This window comes from Tepidimicrobium xylanilyticum (assembly GCF_900106765.1).
Classification (GTDB): domain Bacteria; phylum Bacillota; class Clostridia; order Tissierellales; family Tepidimicrobiaceae; genus Tepidimicrobium; species Tepidimicrobium xylanilyticum.
Genome location: NZ_FNNG01000001.1, coordinates 104041 through 126305 on the forward strand (window position 1 = coordinate 104041; position 22265 = coordinate 126305).

The following is a 22265-nucleotide window of genomic DNA, read 5'->3' on the forward strand; positions in this document are numbered from 1 at the left end:
TAATACGAAAAAACCAAGGTGGAAAACTCCACCTTGGTTACCTATTTATTTTATATAGACTTTAGTATTACCATCCCTATCATAATAGATTATAGTATTAGGCAGCACCCCTTCTCCTACTATCTCACCATATTCATTTACTATATTCCCATCAACTTTCATATATGTTTCATTGCCTGCATTTAACCATTCTATTAAGACTAATTGGGCTTCAGCATTACTATTTAGATAATCACTATCATATGCATTATTGTCTGCAATTACTGAGTTGTTTGGAAGATCTCCCATATTTCCTAGTATAGTTACCCTTCCTTCAGCTATTCCATTTATCCTAATACCCTCGCTACTAATGTATATTACTTCTACCTGTAAGTCCTTAGCAACTACACCTTCTGGCACAGTCCAGGTACCAGTATATAATCCATTCTCTTCCACCATCGGTATGCCAATATCTTCGGCTGTATTCAAAGATGGTACTAATAGTCTAAAGTATCCAGAACCTCCTATTGGTGCATTGAAGCTTACAGTTAGTACATCTCCAGCTTTTAATTCCACATCTTCTGATGGCTCTATATTTGTGATAGTTATTTCTTCTGGCTCTGGTATAATGTTCAGCTTACCTTCAGCTATTGCTGTCACCTCAGTTCCAAAGGGGCTAATATAGACTACTTGGATTTCTATTCCTTTGGCAATTACTCCCTCAGGTATAGTCCAAGTTCCAGTATATAGTCCATCTACTTCTATCATTGGTATTCCTGTGGTTTCGGTCATGCTTAATGTTGGCAGCAATAGCCTAAAGTATCCAGAACCTCCTGTTGGTGCATTGAAGCTTACGGTTAGTACATCCCCAGCCATCAATTCTATATCTTCAGATGGTTCTATATTTGTAATAACAGGCAATCCCAAATCTACTATTACTCTTCTTTCAACTACAGTTTCATTTCCAGCTAAATCCACCGCTTTCACAACTATTATATTTTCACCTTGTTCTACTAGTGATCTTTCATGGAAGTTGCCATCTTCATCTATTGTTATTTCTTTATCATTTATCAATAATTTTTTAATTCCTATATTATCTCGGACATTTCCCCTTATATGGACTACTTCTGCATTAATCTTCTTATTATCTTCCGGTTCAACTACTTCTAATACTGGTACTACCTTGTCTTTTATTACTGTTACCAGCTTAGATGGTTCAGTTTCTATTCCATCCATTTCAGCTGTCGCCATAATTTGGTTGCTTTCCAGTGGTAGTTCCACTTCTATTGCAAATCGATTGTTCTCTGTGTTGCTGCTTGCTACCTTTTCATCATTCACATATATGTTTATCTTTCCTTCTGATGATAACATTCCTTCTACTGTTATACTATCTTTATTAGTGTAGTTAATCTCCTCTAAATTGGTTATTACTGGTGTTGATACAGAGTATTCCATTATAGCTCTTATCATTAGAGCTCCTTCTACCCCTTCACTGGATATAAGCTGGAATTCTCCATCTATGTTCATATAGGACCTATCTCCATGAGGTGAGCTGGTATCTACTCCCGTTCCTGGACAGTAACTACCTGCTTGATCCTGTATTGTCGATATGAAGTAATCCCTATCTGTAGAAAATCCGATGCTAGATAGGTCTATATAGTTCCATTGTCCCCTTACCACATCATCTACAAATATGGTGTCTCCAACTTTAATTGGCTCTCCATTCTCATTTATATCGTATATGGCAAACCCTATTCTATTGCCTCCTGGCGTTGGCCAGTCATTACCCCAGAAGAATATATTTACTCCCTTAACCTTTCCATACTGGGACGGGGTGAATCTTACTGCCAATCCATTTGGTGCATTGTTTAATACCAAAGCATTTTCTGCTGTACCATCATCATAAGCTATTTCATCATCATATCCGACAAATCTTTGTAAACCTAATTCCACTTCAGTTACTTGGTCTGCTTCAACTGTTACTGTAAATTCTCCTGATGTAAATCCATCAGCTACTACCTTTAGGGTATAGGTACCTACTAGTACATCTGGTATTGTAAAGTACCCATCTTCATCTGCAGCTACCTTTTCTATCCTAGGATCCTCAACAACTCTTATCAATGCATAGGAAGCAGGATTTTTGTAATATCTATCTATTACCCTACCAGTTATACTTCCTCTTGGCTTTTCCTCTAGAATGAAGGTTTGCCTTGCTATTTCATCTTCTACTACCGTCATTTGGCTATCCTGTGAATAGTACCCATAGGCTTCTGCCCTTAGAGTATATTGCCCTGTTGGTAATCTCATGGAAAACTCGCCAGTTATAGGATCGACTTTTATGCTCTTTCCAGTTTCTAGTACCGTTACTACTGCATCCTCTATTGGAATTCCTCCACCTCTAGCCTGTGGTATTTTGTTTATAACTTTATCTTCTACTTTCTCATGCTTAATTACAGACGATACTCTACTTCCAATTCTAAAGCTTGGATCTACTTCTTTAACCAATTCCTTTGAAAAAACATTCATTATGCCTTTATTATTGCTTTCAACCGATTTGGATGCATTCCTTGAAATCGCTTTAACAGTTTTAACTTTACCAGTCTCTGATGGAGTTTGAGTATAGTCTATATGAGCCCTAATCATGAATACTCCTTCAAATCCTTCATCAGCAAGTGGGTACATTTCTCCACCAACGTTTAAATAAGCTCTATTTCCATGAAGAGAATTGGTATCTAATCCAGTGCCGGGTACATAATCTCCTATAGTATCTTGCATTGTGGAAATAAAGAAATCCTTATCTGTAAAGAAGTCATAATTCGAGAGGTCTATATAGTTCCAATCTCCCCTAATTAAATTATCAATGTACAATGTTTCTCCAAACTTGGATATACTTCCATCATCATTGACTTCATAAACTTCAAAGCCTAATCTATTGCCACCAGGTGTTGGCCAATCATCATCCCATAAGTAAATGCTTGCTCCCATCAATTTCCCATTTTGACTTGGAGTAAATCTTACCGCACAGCCATTACCCGCTGAAACCAATACCAAAGCATCGTCTGCTATTCCATCATCATAGGCAATCACTTCTTCAGTTGGAGGTTCATAATTTACTCCTGATACGATTACATCGTCTATATACCAACCACTGCGGACTATTGAATAATCCGAGTAGAATTTGAATCTAATCTTTATAGTATCGCCCCGGTATTCTGTTAACGGTATTTCTTCTGCTACCCAGCCATTGCTTACGTTGGTAATCTTACCTGTTAAATTGGTCCAAGTAGCTCCATCATCCTTTGAAATTTGGACATAGCCGTAATCATAGTTGTTCTCAGTATGATACCAATGTTTGAAGGATAAATATGGCATTTGATCTTCTGGAATAACTATTTCTGGACTTTCTATATAAGCATCACTATTAGTATAATAATCCCCTGAAAGATTGGTAGCCCATACCTTTTCACCAGATGCTGCTGAATTTGGTCCAGATGTTGGTATTCCCCACTCCCAACAGCTATTAGTTCCGCCTATAACAAATCCGCCATCATCTTCTTCAAAATCTGAGCTATATAATATGGTAATTTCTAGAGCAGTAGCTTGTACTGCTCCAGTAAAATCGCTAACATTGCCCGAGGTATCTTCTGCATTGATCTTATAGTAATAGGTCTTATTTCCAACTACATCCATATCCAAATAGGTAGTTGCAACAGTTTCTCCTATTTTTACATATTCCCCATCAGCTTCTTCTGCCCTATAAACATTATAGTGAGACATATCTCCATCTGGAGAAGGAATCCATGTCAATTCAATACCTGCCATGCCTGCTTTAGCTTTGAAATCTGTTGGAACTTGAGGAGCTTCTGAATCGGGACCTAATAATCTCACATTGTCAATGTACCAGCCCTCATAATTTGATGAACCATCACTTGTAAGCCTGAATCCTACAAACACTGGATTTGTGGATCCAATATAATCATTTAGATTTATAACTAGCTCCTTCCAGCTAGCGGAAGATCCAGTAATAGTGGTAACTTGATTCCAGTTCTCACCATAGTCGTTAGATACATATACATAGCCTTTATCATAATTATTTTCCAATCGATACCAGTGATGAAATCTTAAGGACGCAGATGGCAGAGAAGTATCCCTTAAATCTATTGGAGGAGTAATTAACCAATCATCTGCATTGTTACTATAATTTCCACCCAAGACTGTACCCGCTAGACCTTCTCCCTCATAGGGTGTTGGGTCTGAACCTGTGGCTTTACCCCATTGCCAGCTACCATTAAACTTCCAGCCTAATGCGTTCTTTTCAAATCCTTGGACGTATTCATCTGGAACTACTCCAAATCTTATATCTATTCCATAATCCTCGGATACTACTGCTACTCCAGCATAATCTACAGCCTTTATCTTGTATGTTATGCTATCACCTATCAACATGTCAGAACTTATTATCCCTTTATATATTCCATCTTTATGGTCACCTGATATCCTATTCATTGGTATCATGAACCAATAGGATTTGCCTGCAGGTTTCACCAATAGTTCTGCTTCTGTTACAGCTACATCGTCTATTAATCGAGCTTCTATTTCTATCTCAGAACCAACAAAAGCTTCAGTAATTTCCTGTTCGTGGATAATACTTACATCTTCTAAATCTTCACCTTCTTTTAATACTTTACCTTCTACTACTCCTATTCCTGTTACCACTTCAGATACAGCTTTGAAAGCATTTACCATACCATATCCATATCCAAAGTTAGGCGACTTGCGATAGGTATTGTCTGTTAGTGGGTCTGCTGTATTAGCTAAGATGTTTTCAATATCCCCTAAATTCAATGAATTGTTTGCAGATAATAATAGAGCCACCGTTCCACTAACATGTGGAGCTGACATAGATGTTCCCGAATAACCTCCAGTGTATCCTCCTGGTATAGATGAATAAATATTTACTCCCGGAGCAGATATATTTGGTTTAATCAAAATTTCATCATAAGGAGATGGTCCTAATTTAGAGAAGCTTGCCCTTTTATCATATCTATCTACTGCTGCTACTGCATAGGATTCGGGATAATTTGCTGGATTTGAAATTGAACCTGGCCATGGCAATGGTTCTCCAGGTCTTTGATTCCCTGCTGAAAATACTGGGAATATTTTAGCTGCGCGCCATGCTCTTACAGCATCCCTGTACCAGTCGTCAATCCCTCCTGGTCCTCCCCAGGAATTGTTCACTACATCTGGAGCTGCAGTTGGATCTCCACCTGGATGTAGCATCCATTCGGCTGCATCAAGCAAAATTCGATCCGTTGTATATCCAGATCTATCGAATACCCTGGCAGCTATCCATCTGGCCCCAGGTGCTACCCCTATTGGATTAGAGCCATTTGGTTCTCGTCCTAATATGGTACCCAATACGTGAGTTCCATGGGTATCTGAATCCTCTGGTAAACTAGCTCTGTATTGTAGGTCTATCCAGCTCTTCTCTGGCTCTACTACTTTACCTGTATTAGGGTCATATCCCCTCCATTTATTACGAAGGGCTGGATGAGTCCAATCCGCTCCTGAATCTATTAAACCTACTACAGTACCTGTACCATCAATTCCCATATTCCAAACCTGATCTGCACCAACTCTTATTATATTCCATTGAGGTTCTGTGTAATCTAGATTGATTTTTCCATCTGCTCTAGTTTCCTTAATATACTCTAGCTTATGAATTTTATTTTTGTAAATCTTTCCTACTTCATTCATGAAGGAAATATTCTCTACTACTTCTGGTGTGGCTTTTACAAATACCATGTTCACAATATGGAATGATTTAAATTCTTCTACATTACCCTTTTCCTTTTCCTGTTCTAAATATTTGATTAATTTGGATTGAGTCATATCTGCTTTATCCCTTAGAGCTTCCGTAACCGCTTTTCTTACTTCCATCTTTGTGCTATAAGGAGTCATCTTAGATAACAATGAAACTTCTGTAGCCTTAGCCACATTCATCACATCAGCCTGATCTTTCATATACACCAATACTTCAACTAGATCTCCCTTTTTAAAGTCTTCCCTTACTTCCTTAGTCACCTTATTTGCTGCTTCTAGTTTTAAATCCTCCTTGACTGTAGATAAATTTTGTTCTTTTGCATGGACTAAAGATGTCACATTGCCCAATACCAAAATCATGGCAATAAGCAGGGACAATATCTTTACAGTTCTTCTGTTCTTCGGCATTCGCCAATACCCCCTTTATTTTTTATCCTCCTGGCTAAACCAACCTTTAGCCTTTGGAATATTTACTAAATAGGTCCTCCAATAAAAGAGGACCTATTTAATTTTCTCTGGAAATTATTTTTCATAATAGGTGATATTGCCCTTAACATCGTAGTAGATTATCCTTTCTGGTAATACTTCTATGCTTACATCCTTTCCTTGTAAATTAACCATTCTGCCATCAACAGGCTTAATGTAAACTTCCTTCCCACCATTGATCCATTCTATTAACCTTCTTTGTGCTTTTGGATTGCTATTCAGATAATCCACATGGTATGCCTCATCACCTACTATTGTCGTATCTCCTGGTAAATCACGCAAGTCTCTTACAACAGTAATTTTACCCTCTGCCATCTTAGAATGAGTTCTTTCATTAATGTCTACATATACTACTTCTACCGTTAGGTTAGAAACTGCTAATCCTTCCGGTACAATCCAAGTCCCTGAATATAGGCCTTTTTCCTCAACCATAGGAGTTCCCAATGAGTTTTCTAATCCAAATGGCAGCATTATCTTATAATATCCTTTCCCTCCACTAGGAGCATTGAAACTGATATTTAATGTGTCTCCAGCCTTTAATATTACATCTTCAGATGGTTGAACATTTGAAATAAGGTTAGTAGGGTCAATTGCCAATTGAACCTTCGTTTCATGACCTCCTAGGTCTACTAGAGTGAAATTAAATACATTTTCTCCTTCTTTAAGATTTACGGTATAATCAGTGATCATCTCCGTAGGCTCCACCTTTAATAATGGGTATTCGTATCTGTAAATTTCACTATCACCTAGATATAATACAAAGTTTCCAAGTTCATCAAACATCCTAATATTAAGCTCTGCCTTTAAATCTTCTGTATCTATGTTGGTAACAACTACTTCCAACTCTGGAGCTTTTGTATCAACATAGAACATTCTTGCAATGCCACCATTGGTTCCTGATTTGGATATGGCTTCTACTTTTATTTCATGATAGCCGTCTTCTAATACCAACACCTTTTTAAACTTATATGCAGGACCTTTATACAATAACTGAGTTGGATCTTCTGGGTTGGTGATAGTTGCATTTTCTACATACTCAATTTCAGCTTCTTGACCATCTACAAGGACTTTGTCTAGTAGATGGAAGTTTGCCACATAACCTTCAAATAGTACATTATTATCTGTAAATGTCTCGAGTAATAATGGTTTCAATAAGAAAATATATGGATGTTCATTATCAACAGCTATGGTTATACTTCCAGAACCTATATTAAATGCTTTATCAATTACGACTACTTCTACCTCATTAACTCCTATTAATTTATCTAGGCCTATTTCATACAAGGATTCCTTTTCATCTATTAATACTGGTTCTTCATCTAATAGTTCATCATTTAGATATACTAAGAATCCCATGACACCGGAACTTTCCTCAACTACCTTAAATCTAACTTTATTGTTTTCCCTGTCAAAGACCAGATCCACTATTTCTGGTACAACGGTATCTACAATTATTGGAATCTGTTTTGACTGTACTGACGCATTATCATAGTGAATCTTTGCTTCTATTTCATATATATAATCTCCATCTGGGACTATCTCCCCATTAATATCGCCAAACCACCAAGCATCCATAACCAAGGTAGTTGGACTTCTTCTACCGTTATCTATTAGGTTCTTTCTTTGATATTGGCTAGTATATAAATTCCTTAAATTATTTCCTTCTCCATCTAATATCCTATAATTTACGAATTCGGCATTTCTTAAGAACGACATATAGGGTAGTACATTATCGGTTCCAAATATGAGTCCATCTATCGTTCCAGGACTCATATAGATTCTATTAGGTGTGTTATAGTAATATGCAGTGCCAAATAGATCTGCATAAAGCATTCCTGATAATTGGAAATAAGATGAATCTACTGGATCAATAAATCTCATTCCATCTATAATTTTTGGTTCTCCCCAATTGCCATAAAATCCAACATAAGGAACGGAAAGATTTGGATTATTTCCATTTACATCCGATAAAACTACAAATCCTTCCACAAACATATTCCTATAGATGGTTGGATCAGATCCAATATCTACCCTTACTTCAAATTCTATTTGGTCATTGGCGGGAACAGTAATGGTATCTGGACTATCCACAATGGCATCAATGTAATCGGAAGATAGTAGATTAAGTTCTGCATCTCCATAGGAGTAGATATAATCTTTCAATACCACTACATTTACATTATAGGTGGCATCTGTACCTGAATCATTTATAGCTAAAAATCGCATGGTAAATGCTGTAGATTCAAAATCCTTTAGTTCCACCTTAGCTTCTTTGGTATCGGCATCCACTACTCGGACTGGGGTAGTAACTGCGCCATAAATATCCATTAGCCCAGCTCCTTGCCTTCTAGGCGAATACTCACACCCATAATCATCTAATACTATGTTAGCAGTATTCATCAACAATACTTTAGTAAGCCTTGATTGTTCTGATAAAGGTAAGTTCCTATATAAAGTATGTTCTTTAATATATTCCATAACTAACGCTGACCCGCCTGCCACATGGGGTGCTGCCATGGAAGTTCCGCTGGCTATACCATACCTATCATCATTCAAGGTAGAATAGATTTTTCCACCAGGGGCAGTAATTTCTGGTTTTAATTCAAAGGAAGCTGTAGTTCCCCAAGAAGTGAAATCGGACATCAATCCTCCCGTCGGATTAGGTACGGATATTAATTCATCGGTAAAGGTTACATATTTCTCCTCCAATTCTAATAATTCCAATCCTGCTTTATAGCCTACAAATACTGCAGGAATCTTCACATCATCGGGAGTTTGCATATTGACTAAACCTTCTCCACCTGCTTCGTGGTTTCTAACTATTACACCAATGGCTCCTGCCTCCTGTGCATTCTTTATTTTTTCTACGAAGGGTGCAGGATCTCCACCACGAACTATTAAAGCTACTTTGCCTTCCACCTGAGTCAGTTCTGACGGATGACCTGCTCCGCCATCTGCGAATTTCTGAGGCCCTTGCAATACTTTCCAAGGTTCTATATTTCCTGCTACCAATATAGGAGCTGTACGAACTTCCCCATCCACCTCATAAGTCAATGTATTTACTAGCTGATTTGTATTCTCTATGGAAGCCACTTGTATTGTATCCTTGTTTAATCCTGGAACCCCTACTACTCCTATATCAGGATTTTCCTTAATTGGATAGCCTAAATGGGTATCAGTCCATCCCCAAGTAAATTGTCCTGCATTACCTGCTGATACTGAGCAAACTATACCATTATCAGTAGCATTCTTCAAAGCCACAGCTTCCGCAGAATCTGGTAAATAGAAACCCGCTGGTGAACCCAAACTCATATTAAGCACATCTGCTCCTAACCTTACCGCTTCATCTATGGCAAGTAAGTAAATATCGGAAAAAGTAGAACTATACACTGGGTCATTGGAAAACACCTTCATAGCAAGCAATTGAGCCTCTGGAGCAACTCCTTTTATTCCTCCATTCTCTACATCTCCATTAGCTCCTGCAATGCCAGCCACGTGCATTCCATGTTCTGAAGGTGCTGGACCCACGTCTTTTATTTGATGATTCAAGTCATAATAGTTATATCCATAAGGAATCTTTTCAGTATAGTAACGGCCTAGTAATCCTTTGCTTGTAATCAAGTCTTGAACAATTTCCCTAGTTAGTTTAGGATCAATGCCTTCGCTAAGCTTCATATCCCTATGATTTGGATCTATACCACTGTCGATGATGGCTATTACAGTGCCTTCCCCTTTATATCCTGTTTCCCAGGTAGCCCTAGTACCAACCATATCATTAGAAGAAATCATTTCAGGATCTGGCCTTTCATATTCATTAGCTATATATACCTTTTTAACTGATGGAATTTTCTCTATTAATTTAATATCGCCAAATTTAACTTTTCCGCTGAATCCATTAAAGGCTGTCTTAAAGCTGTGGATAAACTTCATGTCCACTTTATTGATTTGAATCTCTTTCTTCACCGCTTCCTGTTCTGCTTCAATTTTAGCTTCTATGCTTTTAGCTGAGCTAAAATTTTCATAACTTAGCTTGTTTTTAGTTGCATATACTATGGATGGTTCAGATTCTAATTCAACAATTATCCTAACCTCATCCTCATCTTTAAAAAACTGGGCATCAGATGGGATATTTATATTGGCATCAGATTCAGATCTAAATTTTTTATTTATATCATCGTACAGTTTCTTTTGCACATCATTTAATTCTACCTGTTTATATTCTCGTGCGAAGGTAAAACCCGGTAAAAGTAAAGAAAGTATTAACAGGATGGATAACAGTTTAATGGTTCTTTTCAATTTTTCTCCCCCTTTTAGTTTTATATTTTAGTCAACAAGCCCAAAGGAAGATTTCCCTTGGGCTGAATAAAACTCGGGTCAGAAAGCAACTAATTTACTCTCACAAGGTGTACATCATAGAAGGTATAAATTAAATTTTCTTCAACATCATATATTTTAATATCTACCGTATCATATTGATTGGAATCGTAAAATATCAATCCAGCTTGCTCGCCTATGTTAAATATTGTTGTTTCAACTATGTTTTGAGTCCCATCCTCGTTATCTGAAAGATGGTAAACTACTGAGAACTTAGAAGCATCTTCTAAATTTTCAACTACCACTGTAACATAACCAAAGGTAGGTAACATTGAATGTGGGTGGAAAGTTGCTCTTATAAGTGGATCTTTAACTGGTGCATCTACTAACTCAACCCTTATCTTTCCCTTTAAATCATCTGAATTTGTCCCATCTGCTACCTGGATTCTCCATTGAAAGGGCGCATCTTCTATCTGGGTAGCTGGACTTCCATCCACATAAACCCCCTCAACCTTATCTACATACTCAGGCATAATATTTATGTTAGCGTAAGTTTTTTCAGTAATGGAACTCTTTCCAACCGTTACCGATTCAACTTCCTCTGGGAATTCCTCCTCTTCTTCTGTCTTTTCTACTGTAACAGTTGTTCTAACTTCTAAGTCTAAACCTCTATTATTTTCAATACCTTCTGGTAATTCAAAAGTACCTATTGCTGTATAATCACCTTCAACATTTGGATTATAGTCTTTAATAGTCCAGTATAGGTCTACAGTATGGATTCTACCTATACTATCCAAAATAGTTGTTCTCTTTGGCAGCCTTGAAATAGCCACTTCTAATGAAGTACCAATCTCAACTATAATACCATCTACAGGGTCGATTCTAACTATGTCTACTGCTTCTTCGTCCTCCTCTTCCTCTACTTCAACTATTCTAGCCACTCCGTCTACCTTCTTTAGTATATGGGTATATGCTATTGGTCCTGCTACTTGATATTTTGAATTCCCTATAATGTCTTCAAATCTAAAAAGATTATCTATTAGAGCAGTTTTATAATCTAATATTAGCCCGGTATTTGTTTCGATGAACAGTGGTCTACCTTTTTCCTCTGCGATTCCTACATATTCTTTGATAGCATTGTAAAGAATATAATCGCCATCCATTGCATCTTGAATTGCCCTAGCATAATCAACAAACACCATATTCCCATTTTCATCCTGAAAATACACATTTTTAATAGTAACGTCAGTATTGGTAGATGCGAATATTACCGTTGGAATCATTAAAGATAAAATAAGTATGATAGATATCAAACTTTTAAAGCCTAATTTCTTCATTTCAGGCCCCCCTTTATTTATAATTTAATCTTCCTCCATAGCCTTTATTGAAATAAATAATCTTTCTTCCCCAGATTCCCCTTTAATTATTATTTGAATAATATCTCCAATCTCCAGATCTAGCCTAGTACCCTTCCATCTGCCATCCTTTACATCATATTCTAAAACTTGCTCATCTGCCCTTACCTCTATTGGCTTAATTTTTTCATCTACGATTACGTGCATATAGGTAATTCCAAATAAGTCTTGCTTGGCAATTACCTTTATTCCTTCTGATTCTCCCACTTTCATTATGTTGTTTAGTGCATATAATGCTTCAGCACGAGTTATATTGTTCTGCGGCCTAAAAGTTCCATCGGGATAGCCTTTCATTAGCCCTTTATTTACTACAGCCCCAATATATCCTTTGCTCCAATTAATCTTTTCCTTATCTGCAAAAATCTCCGTTTTAGAACTATTTAATTCTAGCTTCATTATTTTAGCAATAATAGTGGCCACTTCCTCTCTGGTAATTGAATTATTTGGTTTTAAACTTCCATCGCTATAACCCTCTATATATCCTGCCGCTACGGCTTTTCTTACCGTATCATAAAACCATTGGCCTTCATTTACATCGGTAAAAGCTATATCCTTCTCATTAGTAAAACCAAAAACATTGTTTACCAATATCATAAATTCAGCCCTTGTAATCGGATTATTAGGTCTAAAAGTCCCATCGGTATATCCACTGGCTAGTCTTTTATCCAACCACTTTTGAATTACTTCCTGGGCCCAATGGCCAGTTATATCATTTACTGCTGCATAAACTATTAAGGTCGACATAGATAATAAAATGATCACTAGTAAAGCTATTAAAAATCTTTTAATTTTGCCTCCTTTAATGTTTATACAAACCCCTCCTTTCCTTTCGATTTGAATATTCTTCTCAATATTTATTGCTTCATAAAAATAGCAGCTTGTACTTTTGTAGTTGCTTTCTTTATATTGTAAATACAAGCTGTTAATATATTTGTCATTTTCTGTTAATGGCCTCGATTTTTTTTCCGACAGCGCTTGATAATATAAATGGATTTGCTAGCAATTATTTGAATTTTCAGTTATCTTGTGTTCTAATTGACTTCAATTTCTTGGCGAATTAAAATGAACCGATTTACTAATTGTCGTCCGAATTTTTTAAATTTTACGCAAAAATAAAAAGCAGACTCAATCTGCTTTAAATAATCTCTATAACCCAGAACTATTTAATTCCTCCTTTACTGTCCTCCAATTGGGAATAAACTCATCCATATAGGCTATAAATCTTTTATTATGGCCTCTTTCCAATAAGTGTACCATCTCATGAACTAATACATATTCCAAACATTTAGGATTCATTTTTACCAATTCTAAATTAATCCATACCCTCTTGGCAGTAGGATTACAGGTCCCCCAACGGGTTTTCATACGTTTAACCCCAAATTCATTAACCTTTACCCCCATAATTAGCTCCCATTTTTCTATTAAGGGAGAAATCAATTTTTTTAATTCACTGCGATACCATTCAGTCATAATCCTTTCTCTAATATGTTTAGGAGCATTTTCTCTAACAAATAGATCAATATATTCTTTATTCCTAATCTCCACCCCTTGATTCCTTTTATTAGTATAAACTACATTTAATAGGTAGCACTGGCCTAGAAAATGATGTTTTTCTCCCGATATATACTCCTTTTCTGGGAACTTTTGCTGGTCTTTAAATTTTTTCTGATGTCTTTTAATCCAAGATAGTTTAGAAATGGCAAATAACCGAATGGCATCCTCATCCATCCATTTTGGTGCAGAAATTTTCACCTCCCCATTGGGAGGATGGACTGACAGATAGAGATTCTTTATATTTTTCTTTGTCAATTCAATTTCTACATCGTTTATAATTATCTTTTCCATTGATATCCTTCCTAACCTTATACTACTTCCTTAATCTTATCTATATATCTAACAAGAGAAAGTATAAATCGCTCTTCTTTAAAGCCAATATGTACCATTTAAGCATTTATATAATCTATATTTTACAATATTTTATTCCTATTGTCCAAAGTAAGGAAATAATATTAAAAATTATAATTCATCAATAAGCCAGAATAGTTTGGGCATATTAAATTTGGGTATAATGAAACTGTGTAAAAATTTTGCAAAGGAGTTGATTACAATTAGCAATACTACCATAGAATTGCTTAAAAATCACGTTTCTATTAGGAAATTTAAAGATAAGGATATAGACAAAAATATGATTGATACCATAATCGAATGTGCGCAGATGGCACCTACATCTAATAATCTTCAAACCTATACAATAATCGAAGTTAGAGATAAGAAGAAAAAAGAAGATTTATCTAAAATAGCTGGAAACCAGCCTTGGGTAGCTGAAGCACCAGTAGTTTTGTTGTTCTGTGCTGATTTACATAGGAGTAAAAAGTATATCCAGGTTGACGACCCGGGAATATTTAGTAATGCTGAATTATATACGGTAGCTGTTATGGATACAGCATTGGCAACCCAGAAAGCTTTAATAGCTGCTCAAAGTTTAGGATTAGGTGGAGTTATTGTAGGAGGTATAAGAAATGATATGAAGGCAGTTCATGATATGTTTAAATTGCCAAATTTAGTTGCACCATTATTCCTACTATGCTTAGGATATCCAGACCAAAGCCCAGAATTAAAACCAAGGCTGCCAAAGGACATAATTCATAAAATAGATTATTACGATGAACATAAGGATAGCAAATTAATAGAAGAATATGATGAGATAATGAAAGAATACTATAGTAAAAGATCAAGTAATCAAGTTAGGGAAAGTTGGACAACAAGTTGTGAAAAAGCCTTCTCTAAAAGTAGCAGGAATTCCACTGGAATATTCTTAAGAAGTATAGGATTTCTAAATAGATAAAGTAGAACTCCTTTAGTGAGTTCTACTTTATCTATTTTATCAGCACAGATAGGGATATTAATTGGCTTACTATCCAACTGGAAGCATAATAGGCCATGAATTGAACTCCAGTATGAATATCGAATAGATTGTGTAGTATTCCACCAAATAATCCAATGGATAAAGCAATTATTATCCCCATTATTCCTGCTTCGTAAAATGCAAGCATGAATATTAATCCCAAAAATGAACCTATTAATGCTTCATGACTGATTTTTTTTAACATTATCTCCGTCCAAACTCGGGCCTTTCGTATAGATATTGGATAGGCTAATAAAGAACCACCAATTATACCTATAAGACCAAAAACAATATAATCCCTAAAGCTTAAATAGTTATGAAGGTTGTGGATAGGCTCTATTGTGAAAACTGGTGGTGCATTGAATAAGGGGGCTGCTGGCCCTAAGGCTACAGGACTTAATGGTAGTCCAAAGGCTAATAGAGGGATTATCAAACCTCCAATGTAGGTGGCATTGCTTACTGCATCTTGTACCCCTAAAGTGGTAGTTATCTTATCATATAATTCTTTCTTCCTACCGGAAATTAATTCTCCAAACAATACGGTGGTACCTACTGGTGAAAAGGTAAACATACACGAACTTACTAGCGATGCAAGAATTACGCTTCTTCTCTGTTTCCTTGTAAAGAATCTTAATGGATTTGGATAATATCCATAATTCTCTTTAATATCGGGAGCAAGCCAAATCTCATTGGGCTTATCTTTCCTTTGTTTGCTTCTCACCTTAGGTACAAATACATTGAACAGTTCTGAAATCATGGGACCTATGGTTATGCCCATAAAGATGGATATGAATAAAGTCTTATCTACTGTTTCCACAGCTATACGCTGCAGTCCTTGTATTAAGAAAGAATATGGTATTAGTGAAATAATCGCTGCCCATTTAGCACTTGACATATAGGCTATTATAATTGCTCCTATAGTGAAGATTAGTCCAATATAGGGCTTTACAACATCTCCTAAGGGTGCGAGAAAATATGCAAATATTATTGATATCGGCAGTGCAATAAAAGAACCTATTAATGATCCAGCTGCCATCTTTCTCATTCCTATATGAGGAATTCCTAACCTTTTTGCAATTGAACTATAGTATACCATGGGGACGGCTATGGTACTACCGGGCAAGGCTGCCATGGAGGTTGGTATAGTATGGGTGATTTGCATAGCTACAATTACTCCAATGGTCCAGGAGAATAACACCAAAGGATTTAAGCCCAGTAAAACCAATACCAATGTAATCGGGACCATAGTAGCTGTTTCATCAGTACCAGGAATTATGCCTATGATTGAAAATATAAGTCCTCCTAAAAAGGCCACTACAAAGCCTTGTATTATTAATTCTATAGTCATCTATATATCCTCCCTAAATCTATATTCTGGCTTATAATTCTTTGAATCCTCTGGAATTAAAGCCAATAACCCGTACAACTTTAACCCTTCAAGTTCTTTAATAATTTGGGAATCTATATTGGATAAAGCCTCTATCTCTTCTTCCACAGTCATACCTGCTGCAGAAATAACCTCTTCTGTATTCTCTTTACTGTGCCTTACTTCTATTATTCTCTTAGGTTTAAACAGTCTGGCAGATATTATACCTGATAAAATACAGCCTAGAACCCCGAATAATAGGGAATATCCATTTACAAGGTCTAGATTAATATTATTCATATTTAGAAAGATTTTTCTTCCAATTAAAAACATACCCATAGTCAGTACTATACCTATAATACTTGCATAGACCAGCTCCTTTAAGTCTACCGTATCTCCCCAAACCTCAATATATTTCTTATCCATTCTTTTATGTTCCACTTAACTTCCTCCTTTATAAAGAAAAAATCTTGTGTTAATAAAGGTTTTCTATTAACCCTTATGATACCTTTAAGGAAAATTCTATATAAATATACCCTTTTTGATTCAAATTTATTAAATAAACCGTCTAATGGATCAATCCAATAGACGGTTTATTTTAGTAATATTCCTTTGTATCCCTAGGTAGCTCCTTTTTTTCTAATCTATATTCTACTATATCCTTTATTATGGAATAAATGAATACAAATAACGGTACACCTATTATCATTCCAACAAATCCTAATATCTTTCCTGCCACTAGAAGGGAAAAGAGGATCCAAAATGCTGAAATACCAAGGGAATCTCCTAATATTTTCGGACCTATAATATTACCATCGATCTGTTGTATTATTAATATTATGAGTAAAAACCAAAACCCCTTCACAGGTGAAACAAAAAATATTATGAAGAAGGAAGGTATGGCTCCAATAAAAGGTCCAAAAAAAGGAATTATATTAGTTATTCCAACTATAAAGGATACTAAAATAACGTAAGGCATCTTTACTATTTTCAATACTATAAAGGTCAACACCCCTATTATTAATGAATCCAATATCTTGCCGCTTAAAAATCTGCCAAATATATGATCAATTCTATTTACCAGCACCATTATTCTATTTGCATTCTTCTCTGAAAAAATGGAAAGTATCATCTTTTTGCTTAAAGCCTTAAACCTTTCCTTGTCTAATAATAGATATATGGAAATGATTATCCCCAACGCTATATTCCATATGCTGGAAATTATTGCCTTAGTTAAATAGCCAAGCTTTGGCACTAAATCAGTCGCAAATCTTAATATATATTCAACAAACTCATTCCATTTGGCGAGAATAATATCGTAGTACTCTTCCCCTATATAGAAATCATTAGTAATTTCTCCAATTTTATTGGTTATAGCTGTAAAGTAGCCAGGTATATCATTGACTAATCCCATAATAGAGGATATTAGCTGGGGCAGCACAAATTTTAAAAATAGGTAGAATAATAAAGCAACAACTAAATAGGTTAATACGATTCCTACAATCCTCTTTATCTTTCTGTGTTTCTCAGCGGTAAATATCTTGGATAATAGGACTGTTTCAAAAAATTCTAATATAAAATTGAATATATAAGCCATTACAAATCCTATTATAATTGGTTGGAATATGCTTAAATATTTGTTTACTTGAATCTTAAATAAACTTACCTCAGATACAATCAAATAAAAAATAATGCTTAATACGACTACGATAAAGGCATAAACCGCTATTGTTGTATATTTGGTATTCCAGTTTACCTTCATAAATTCACCTCTTTATCTTTATGTATCTTTTGTTTAGGTTTAGTTTATATAATTATATTAACAAAAAATCCAGATAACAACTACTATTTTATGATAATTTCAACAAAATAATAAACCCCACCTTAGGTTTCCCTAAGATGGGGTTATAATCATATCTTAAATGCCTAATACTTCCTCTACAGGTGTATATGGCATATTGAAAGCATCAGCTACAGACTTATAAACAATCTTTCCATCTAGTACATTAGCGCCTTTTCTTAATGGTTCATCATCTATTAAAGCTTGTTTCCAACCCTTATTAGCTATTTTAACTGCATAAGGTAAAGTTACGTTGGTTAGTGCAAAAGTAGATGTTCTTGGAACAGCACCAGGTATGTTGGCAACTGCATAGTGAATTACTCCATGTTTTTCAAAAATAGGATCAGCATGAGTAGTTGGATGTTCGATAGTTTCAACACAACCACCTTGATCAATGGCCACATCCACTATTACGCTGCCAGGTTCCATTTGTTTTACCATTTCCTCTGTAATCAATTTTGGCGCTTTAGCCCCAGGAATTAGAACAGCACCTACTACTAAATCTGCAGTTTTAACAGCTTGCATAATATTATAATTATTGGAATATAAGGTTTCTAATCTTCCCATAAATACTTCGCCTAGATAACGAAGCCTATTTACGTTAACATCAAGTACGGTAACTCTAGCACCCAAGCCAATGGCTCTTCTAATAGCACCAGTACCAACTACACCAGCACCAACAACAACTACATGGGCTGGAGGTACTCCTGGAACGCCATCAATTAATACACCTTTTCCGCCACGGGTCTTTTCTAAATAAATTGAGCCCTGTTGAACTGCCATACGTCCAGCAACTTCACTCATAGGGGTAAGTAATGGTAATGAACCATCTGGATTTTGTACAGTCTCATAAGCAATAGCTACAGCACCAGAATCCATTAAAGCCTTTGTCAATTCTTCTTCTGCAGCCAAATGTAAGTAAGTGAATATTATAAGGTCTTTTCTGAAGTATTTGTATTCTGATTTAAGGGGTTCTTTAACTTTTAATATCATATCCGCCTGTTCCCAAACCTTAGAAGCATCAGGCATGATTTCAGCACCTAAGGCAGCATACTCTTCATCTGTAAAACCTGAACCCATCCCTGCATTTGTTTCTACTAATACTTTATGTCCAGCTCTAACGAAAGCATCTACGCCAGCAGGTGTTAGGGCCACTCGGTTTTCCTGTTCCTTAATTTCCTTTGGAACACCAATAATCATTACTATCAGTCCTCCTTAAATAATTGTACTATCAAACTATATTCTATCATAATAAGAAAATGTTTGCATAGCCCTTAAAAATAAAATTTGTTATTTAATTAACTATATGGTTTAATTTAAGTATTTTTTATTTATATGCTGCAGAAAAGCATATTTATAAACCATTTGTCTATTATTACATATAAAAAGCATAATAAATAAGTTCACAAATTGGATAATAAACAATTATGCAGCTAGTGTAGGTAGATCAAAAAACATGCTATTCGATACATAAAATAAAGCAGATACTCCAACTAACTGTTTTCTCAAGTCTCCTAGTATATTCTTTCTGTTTCCTTCCATTAACATCTGAATAATTGAATTAAAGGTTTTATAGTATTCCTATCAGAAAAGTCTATTTTTTTCCCATAAGTAGCTAAGAATTCCTTATTTTCTAAATCCAATTCATTGGAATCCCTTTTTGAAAGCACAATTTTAAACATAGCCATCATAGTTTTATGTATAATTCCTAATTTTTTATAGTCAATTCCTCCACGAAAATGGAAAAAACTAATATTATCTCTCATTTCCTTGATTGGAAAGTTTTTCTCTATGACTGGAATAAAAACTTCCTTATTATCTGTAGAAACTAATCCTACTGTAAAGACTATTATCTTTTTATTCTTTAGAATATTATAATTTCTGGTTATTAGCGATACTCCTGCAATTCCACCGGCATACAACCCTCCTCCATAAATAATAGTAGAGTATTCTAGTAGTTTCTTAAGGTCAGCTTGAGAATGTTCATATAAATCTGCATTTAATTCTTCAACTATCCATCGAGCATACCTTTCTGTGCTGCCATATTTGGATTTATATACCACAGCTACCTTGTCCATATAATCTACCTCCTATTTTATTTGCTTAAAATATCTTCTACCATTTTAAGATTTTTTACTACTAGGAGATTTTTATTAGTATTTAATTCAGGAATAAAAAAAGGCAAGCCACATATACCTGCCTGCCCAGTTGCTAATTCCATATTACTACTTTGCTAGTATATTATCAAGCATTCCATATATAATTTTATTTTGATTTTTAAGCCCTTATAACCTCTACCTGGTATCCATCAGGGTCGGTAATAAAATAAAATCTAAGGGGCCTATCAGGTAACCCCATAATCTCTGTAATCTCATAGCCCATTTCCTTATGTCTTTTCCTAGAGGCTTCTAAATCCTCCACCCCCACTGCTATGTGACTGAAACCATTTCCGATTTCGTAAGGTTTTTCAGGATTATAGTTGTAAGTTAGTTCTATCTCATAATTACCAGTTTCATCGGTTAGATAGACTAGAGTGAATTCATCTTCAGGAAAGTCCATCCTTTTCGTTTCTCTGAATCCTAAAGCTTCCTTATAAAACTTTAGGGATTTTTCCAAATCCATTACCCTTATACATGTATGAAGTAGTTTGTATTTCATGGGATTTCACTCCTTTATTCATTTTACGATTTAATTATATCCTTAATTAGAAATATTAAACTTATATTTGCTTTTATATTATTAGGATATATTAATCACAATACAGGATAATATTAGCCCACGTTGCACCTGCACCTATCAAGTCTAAAGCCATAAATTGACTGGCTCCAGCATAAACAATCAAAGATAATAGATTTGTATCCCTAAAAGATATTGATGTATTCTTAGATAATAATCCAAAGGCCATTGCTATGGGAAAATATCCTATGACTATTGGAAGCCCTATTATTACAGCTTCTTTTATCTTATCCTTAATATTTTTATCCCTTATCATGCTTCATCGTCCTTTTCTGCTTTAATTTATAAAAATTAATAATATTTTTGAAATGATTCAACTTTATCAAATGAAAAAGCATGGCAACCATGCCACGCTTTTTCATTGATATTACTATTTTTCTCACTTTTTTTCAATAATATTCAGTTTGTAACCTCATCTACTTTTTCATAAATAAATTCTGCTACTTATTATAGAAAGATGAGTTTTACTTTTGTGGCTAATCCTTACATATTTTAAAAAATGCTTCCTCCAATTGAAAGTTTCATAAATATTAAAGGTATGTCAGAACAGCCACAAAAGCACATTCAAGTAATAATTATCCAAAACTAATCCCTTCTCTTACTTGATAAGTATGAATTTAAAGCCTGCTTTCATTCAACCTTATTTAAATCCTCTAATGCATCTAATAATTGCTGATTTAATTCAGCATACCTTGGATTTGCCCTATCTCTTATCCTTGGGATATCTACTTGGATATCTACTTCAATAGCCCCTTTATTTTTACTCATTAGAATTATTCTGTCTGCTAAATATACTGCTTCATCAACACTGTGTGTTATAAAAACTATTGTTTTTTTATGTTTCTCCCATATTCTCAATAGTTCTTTTTGTAACTGTATTCTTGTATAAGCATCTAAAGCTCCAAAGGGCTCGTCCATTAACAATACATCTGGATTATTAGCAAGTGATCTTGCTATTGCAACTCTTTGTTGCATACCTCCAGAAAGTTCATATGGTTTTGAAGTCCTAAATTTAGTTAAACCTATCATTTCCAAATATTCGTCCACTATCTTCTTCTGCTTTTCTTTGGATATGCTTTGAAATTTTAAGCCTAAAGCAATATTTTCTTCAACGCTTAACCAAGGCATAAGTGAGTAATTTTGAAATACCATGCCAATATCTTTGGTTGGTTTTTTTAGTACTCTACCTCTATAATAAATTTCTCCTTCAGTTGGTAATTCCAAACCTGCTAAAATTCTCAACAAAGTAGACTTTCCACAGCCTGAAGGTCCTACTATACATAAAAATTCATTTTCCTTAATTTCTAAATTAAGATTTTTAATTACTGTCAGTTCATTTTTTTCATTTTCATTATAAACTTTTCCAATATTATTAAGTTTAAAAACTATATTGTTCATCTC

General features: G+C 35.1%; 14 protein-coding genes. 1 reads left to right on the plus strand and 13 read right to left on the minus strand.

Features of this window, described 5'->3' with window-relative positions; genetic code table 11:
* Nucleotides 1–45 precede the first annotated feature (45 nt).
* The 5 genes from BLV68_RS00425 to BLV68_RS00445 all read right to left on the minus strand — a co-directional run bounded on the left by BLV68_RS00425 (nt 46) and on the right by BLV68_RS00445 (nt 13862).
* Nucleotides 46–6210, minus strand: a complete 6165-nt coding sequence (locus BLV68_RS00425; RefSeq protein WP_093749758.1) for a S8 family serine peptidase — start codon at nt 6208–6210, stop codon at nt 46–48.
* 114 nt (nt 6211–6324) lie between these two features.
* On the minus strand, nt 6325–10584 hold the full coding sequence (locus BLV68_RS00430; protein ID WP_093749760.1) for a S8 family serine peptidase: 4260 nt from the start codon (nt 10582–10584) through the stop codon (nt 6325–6327).
* Between the two features lie 89 nt (nt 10585–10673).
* The gene (locus BLV68_RS00435) at nt 10674–11939 is read right to left on the minus strand and encodes a hypothetical protein (protein ID WP_093749762.1); all 1266 of its coding nucleotides are present in this window, start codon (nt 11937–11939) and stop codon (nt 10674–10676) included.
* Between the two features lie 24 nt (nt 11940–11963).
* Complete coding sequence (locus tag BLV68_RS00440; protein ID WP_159428565.1) at nt 11964–12761, minus strand: S-layer homology domain-containing protein; 798 nt, start codon at nt 12759–12761, stop codon at nt 11964–11966.
* Nucleotides 12762–13163: 402 nt separating this feature from the next.
* The gene (locus BLV68_RS00445; RefSeq protein WP_093749766.1) at nt 13164–13862 is read right to left on the minus strand and encodes a M48 family metallopeptidase; all 699 of its coding nucleotides are present in this window, start codon (nt 13860–13862) and stop codon (nt 13164–13166) included.
* A gap of 223 nt (nt 13863–14085) precedes the next feature.
* On the opposite strand from BLV68_RS00445, the gene nfsA reads away from it, so the two are divergent.
* A complete protein-coding gene (gene nfsA / locus BLV68_RS00450; RefSeq protein WP_143035227.1) occupies nt 14086–14862 on the plus strand; it encodes an oxygen-insensitive NADPH nitroreductase in 777 nt (258 codons plus the stop codon).
* Nucleotides 14863–14893: 31 nt separating this feature from the next.
* Here nfsA and BLV68_RS00455 read toward each other — a convergent pair whose 3' ends face one another.
* The 8 genes from BLV68_RS00455 to BLV68_RS00490 all read right to left on the minus strand — a co-directional run bounded on the left by BLV68_RS00455 (nt 14894) and on the right by BLV68_RS00490 (nt 22262).
* Nucleotides 14894–16270, minus strand: a complete 1377-nt coding sequence (locus BLV68_RS00455; RefSeq protein WP_093749770.1) for a tripartite tricarboxylate transporter permease — start codon at nt 16268–16270, stop codon at nt 14894–14896.
* Entirely contained in the window at nt 16271–16729 is a 459-nt protein-coding gene (locus BLV68_RS00460) for a hypothetical protein (RefSeq protein ID WP_200773577.1), read from the minus strand.
* Nucleotides 16730–16886: 157 nt separating this feature from the next.
* Entirely contained in the window at nt 16887–18050 is a 1164-nt protein-coding gene (locus BLV68_RS00465) for an AI-2E family transporter (RefSeq protein ID WP_093749772.1), read from the minus strand.
* Nucleotides 18051–18206: 156 nt separating this feature from the next.
* Nucleotides 18207–19328 (minus strand): alanine dehydrogenase, encoded by a 1122-nt coding sequence (ald, locus tag BLV68_RS00470; protein ID WP_093749774.1) that lies wholly within the window; start codon nt 19326–19328, stop codon nt 18207–18209.
* Between the two features lie 341 nt (nt 19329–19669).
* On the minus strand, nt 19670–20206 hold the full coding sequence (locus tag BLV68_RS00475) for a flavodoxin domain-containing protein (protein WP_093749776.1): 537 nt from the start codon (nt 20204–20206) through the stop codon (nt 19670–19672).
* A gap of 199 nt (nt 20207–20405) precedes the next feature.
* A complete protein-coding gene (gene gloA / locus BLV68_RS00480) occupies nt 20406–20786 on the minus strand; it encodes a lactoylglutathione lyase (RefSeq protein ID WP_093749778.1) in 381 nt (126 codons plus the stop codon).
* 91 nt (nt 20787–20877) lie between these two features.
* Entirely contained in the window at nt 20878–21120 is a 243-nt protein-coding gene (locus tag BLV68_RS00485; protein ID WP_234949793.1) for an AzlC family ABC transporter permease, read from the minus strand.
* A 374-nt stretch (nt 21121–21494) separates the two neighbouring features.
* A complete protein-coding gene (locus tag BLV68_RS00490) occupies nt 21495–22262 on the minus strand; it encodes an ABC transporter ATP-binding protein (RefSeq protein WP_093749779.1) in 768 nt (255 codons plus the stop codon).
* Nucleotides 22263–22265 lie beyond the last annotated feature (3 nt).

Excerpts from the sequence above, each read along its gene's own strand:
- BLV68_RS00425 (WP_093749758.1), bottom strand. The coding sequence starts at position 6,210 with ATGCCGAAGAACAGAAGAACTGTAAAGATATTGTCCCTGCTTATTGCC.
- BLV68_RS00435 (WP_093749762.1), bottom strand. The coding sequence starts at position 11,939 with ATGAAGAAATTAGGCTTTAAAAGTTTGATATCTATCATACTTATTTTA.
- BLV68_RS00440 (WP_159428565.1), bottom strand. The coding sequence starts at position 12,761 with ATGTCGACCTTAATAGTTTATGCAGCAGTAAATGATATAACTGGCCAT.
- BLV68_RS00445 (WP_093749766.1), bottom strand. The coding sequence starts at position 13,862 with ATGGAAAAGATAATTATAAACGATGTAGAAATTGAATTGACAAAGAAA.
- nfsA (WP_143035227.1), top strand. The coding sequence starts at position 14,086 with ATGAAACTGTGTAAAAATTTTGCAAAGGAGTTGATTACAATTAGCAAT.
- BLV68_RS00455 (WP_093749770.1), bottom strand. The coding sequence starts at position 16,270 with ATGACTATAGAATTAATAATACAAGGCTTTGTAGTGGCCTTTTTAGGA.
- BLV68_RS00465 (WP_093749772.1), bottom strand. The coding sequence starts at position 18,050 with ATGAAGGTAAACTGGAATACCAAATATACAACAATAGCGGTTTATGCC.
- ald (WP_093749774.1), bottom strand. The coding sequence starts at position 19,328 with ATGATTATTGGTGTTCCAAAGGAAATTAAGGAACAGGAAAACCGAGTG.
- BLV68_RS00475 (WP_093749776.1), bottom strand. The coding sequence starts at position 20,206 with ATGGACAAGGTAGCTGTGGTATATAAATCCAAATATGGCAGCACAGAA.
- gloA (WP_093749778.1), bottom strand. The coding sequence starts at position 20,786 with ATGAAATACAAACTACTTCATACATGTATAAGGGTAATGGATTTGGAA.
- BLV68_RS00485 (WP_234949793.1), bottom strand. The coding sequence starts at position 21,120 with ATGATAAGGGATAAAAATATTAAGGATAAGATAAAAGAAGCTGTAATA.
- BLV68_RS00490 (WP_093749779.1), bottom strand. The coding sequence starts at position 22,262 with ATGAACAATATAGTTTTTAAACTTAATAATATTGGAAAAGTTTATAAT.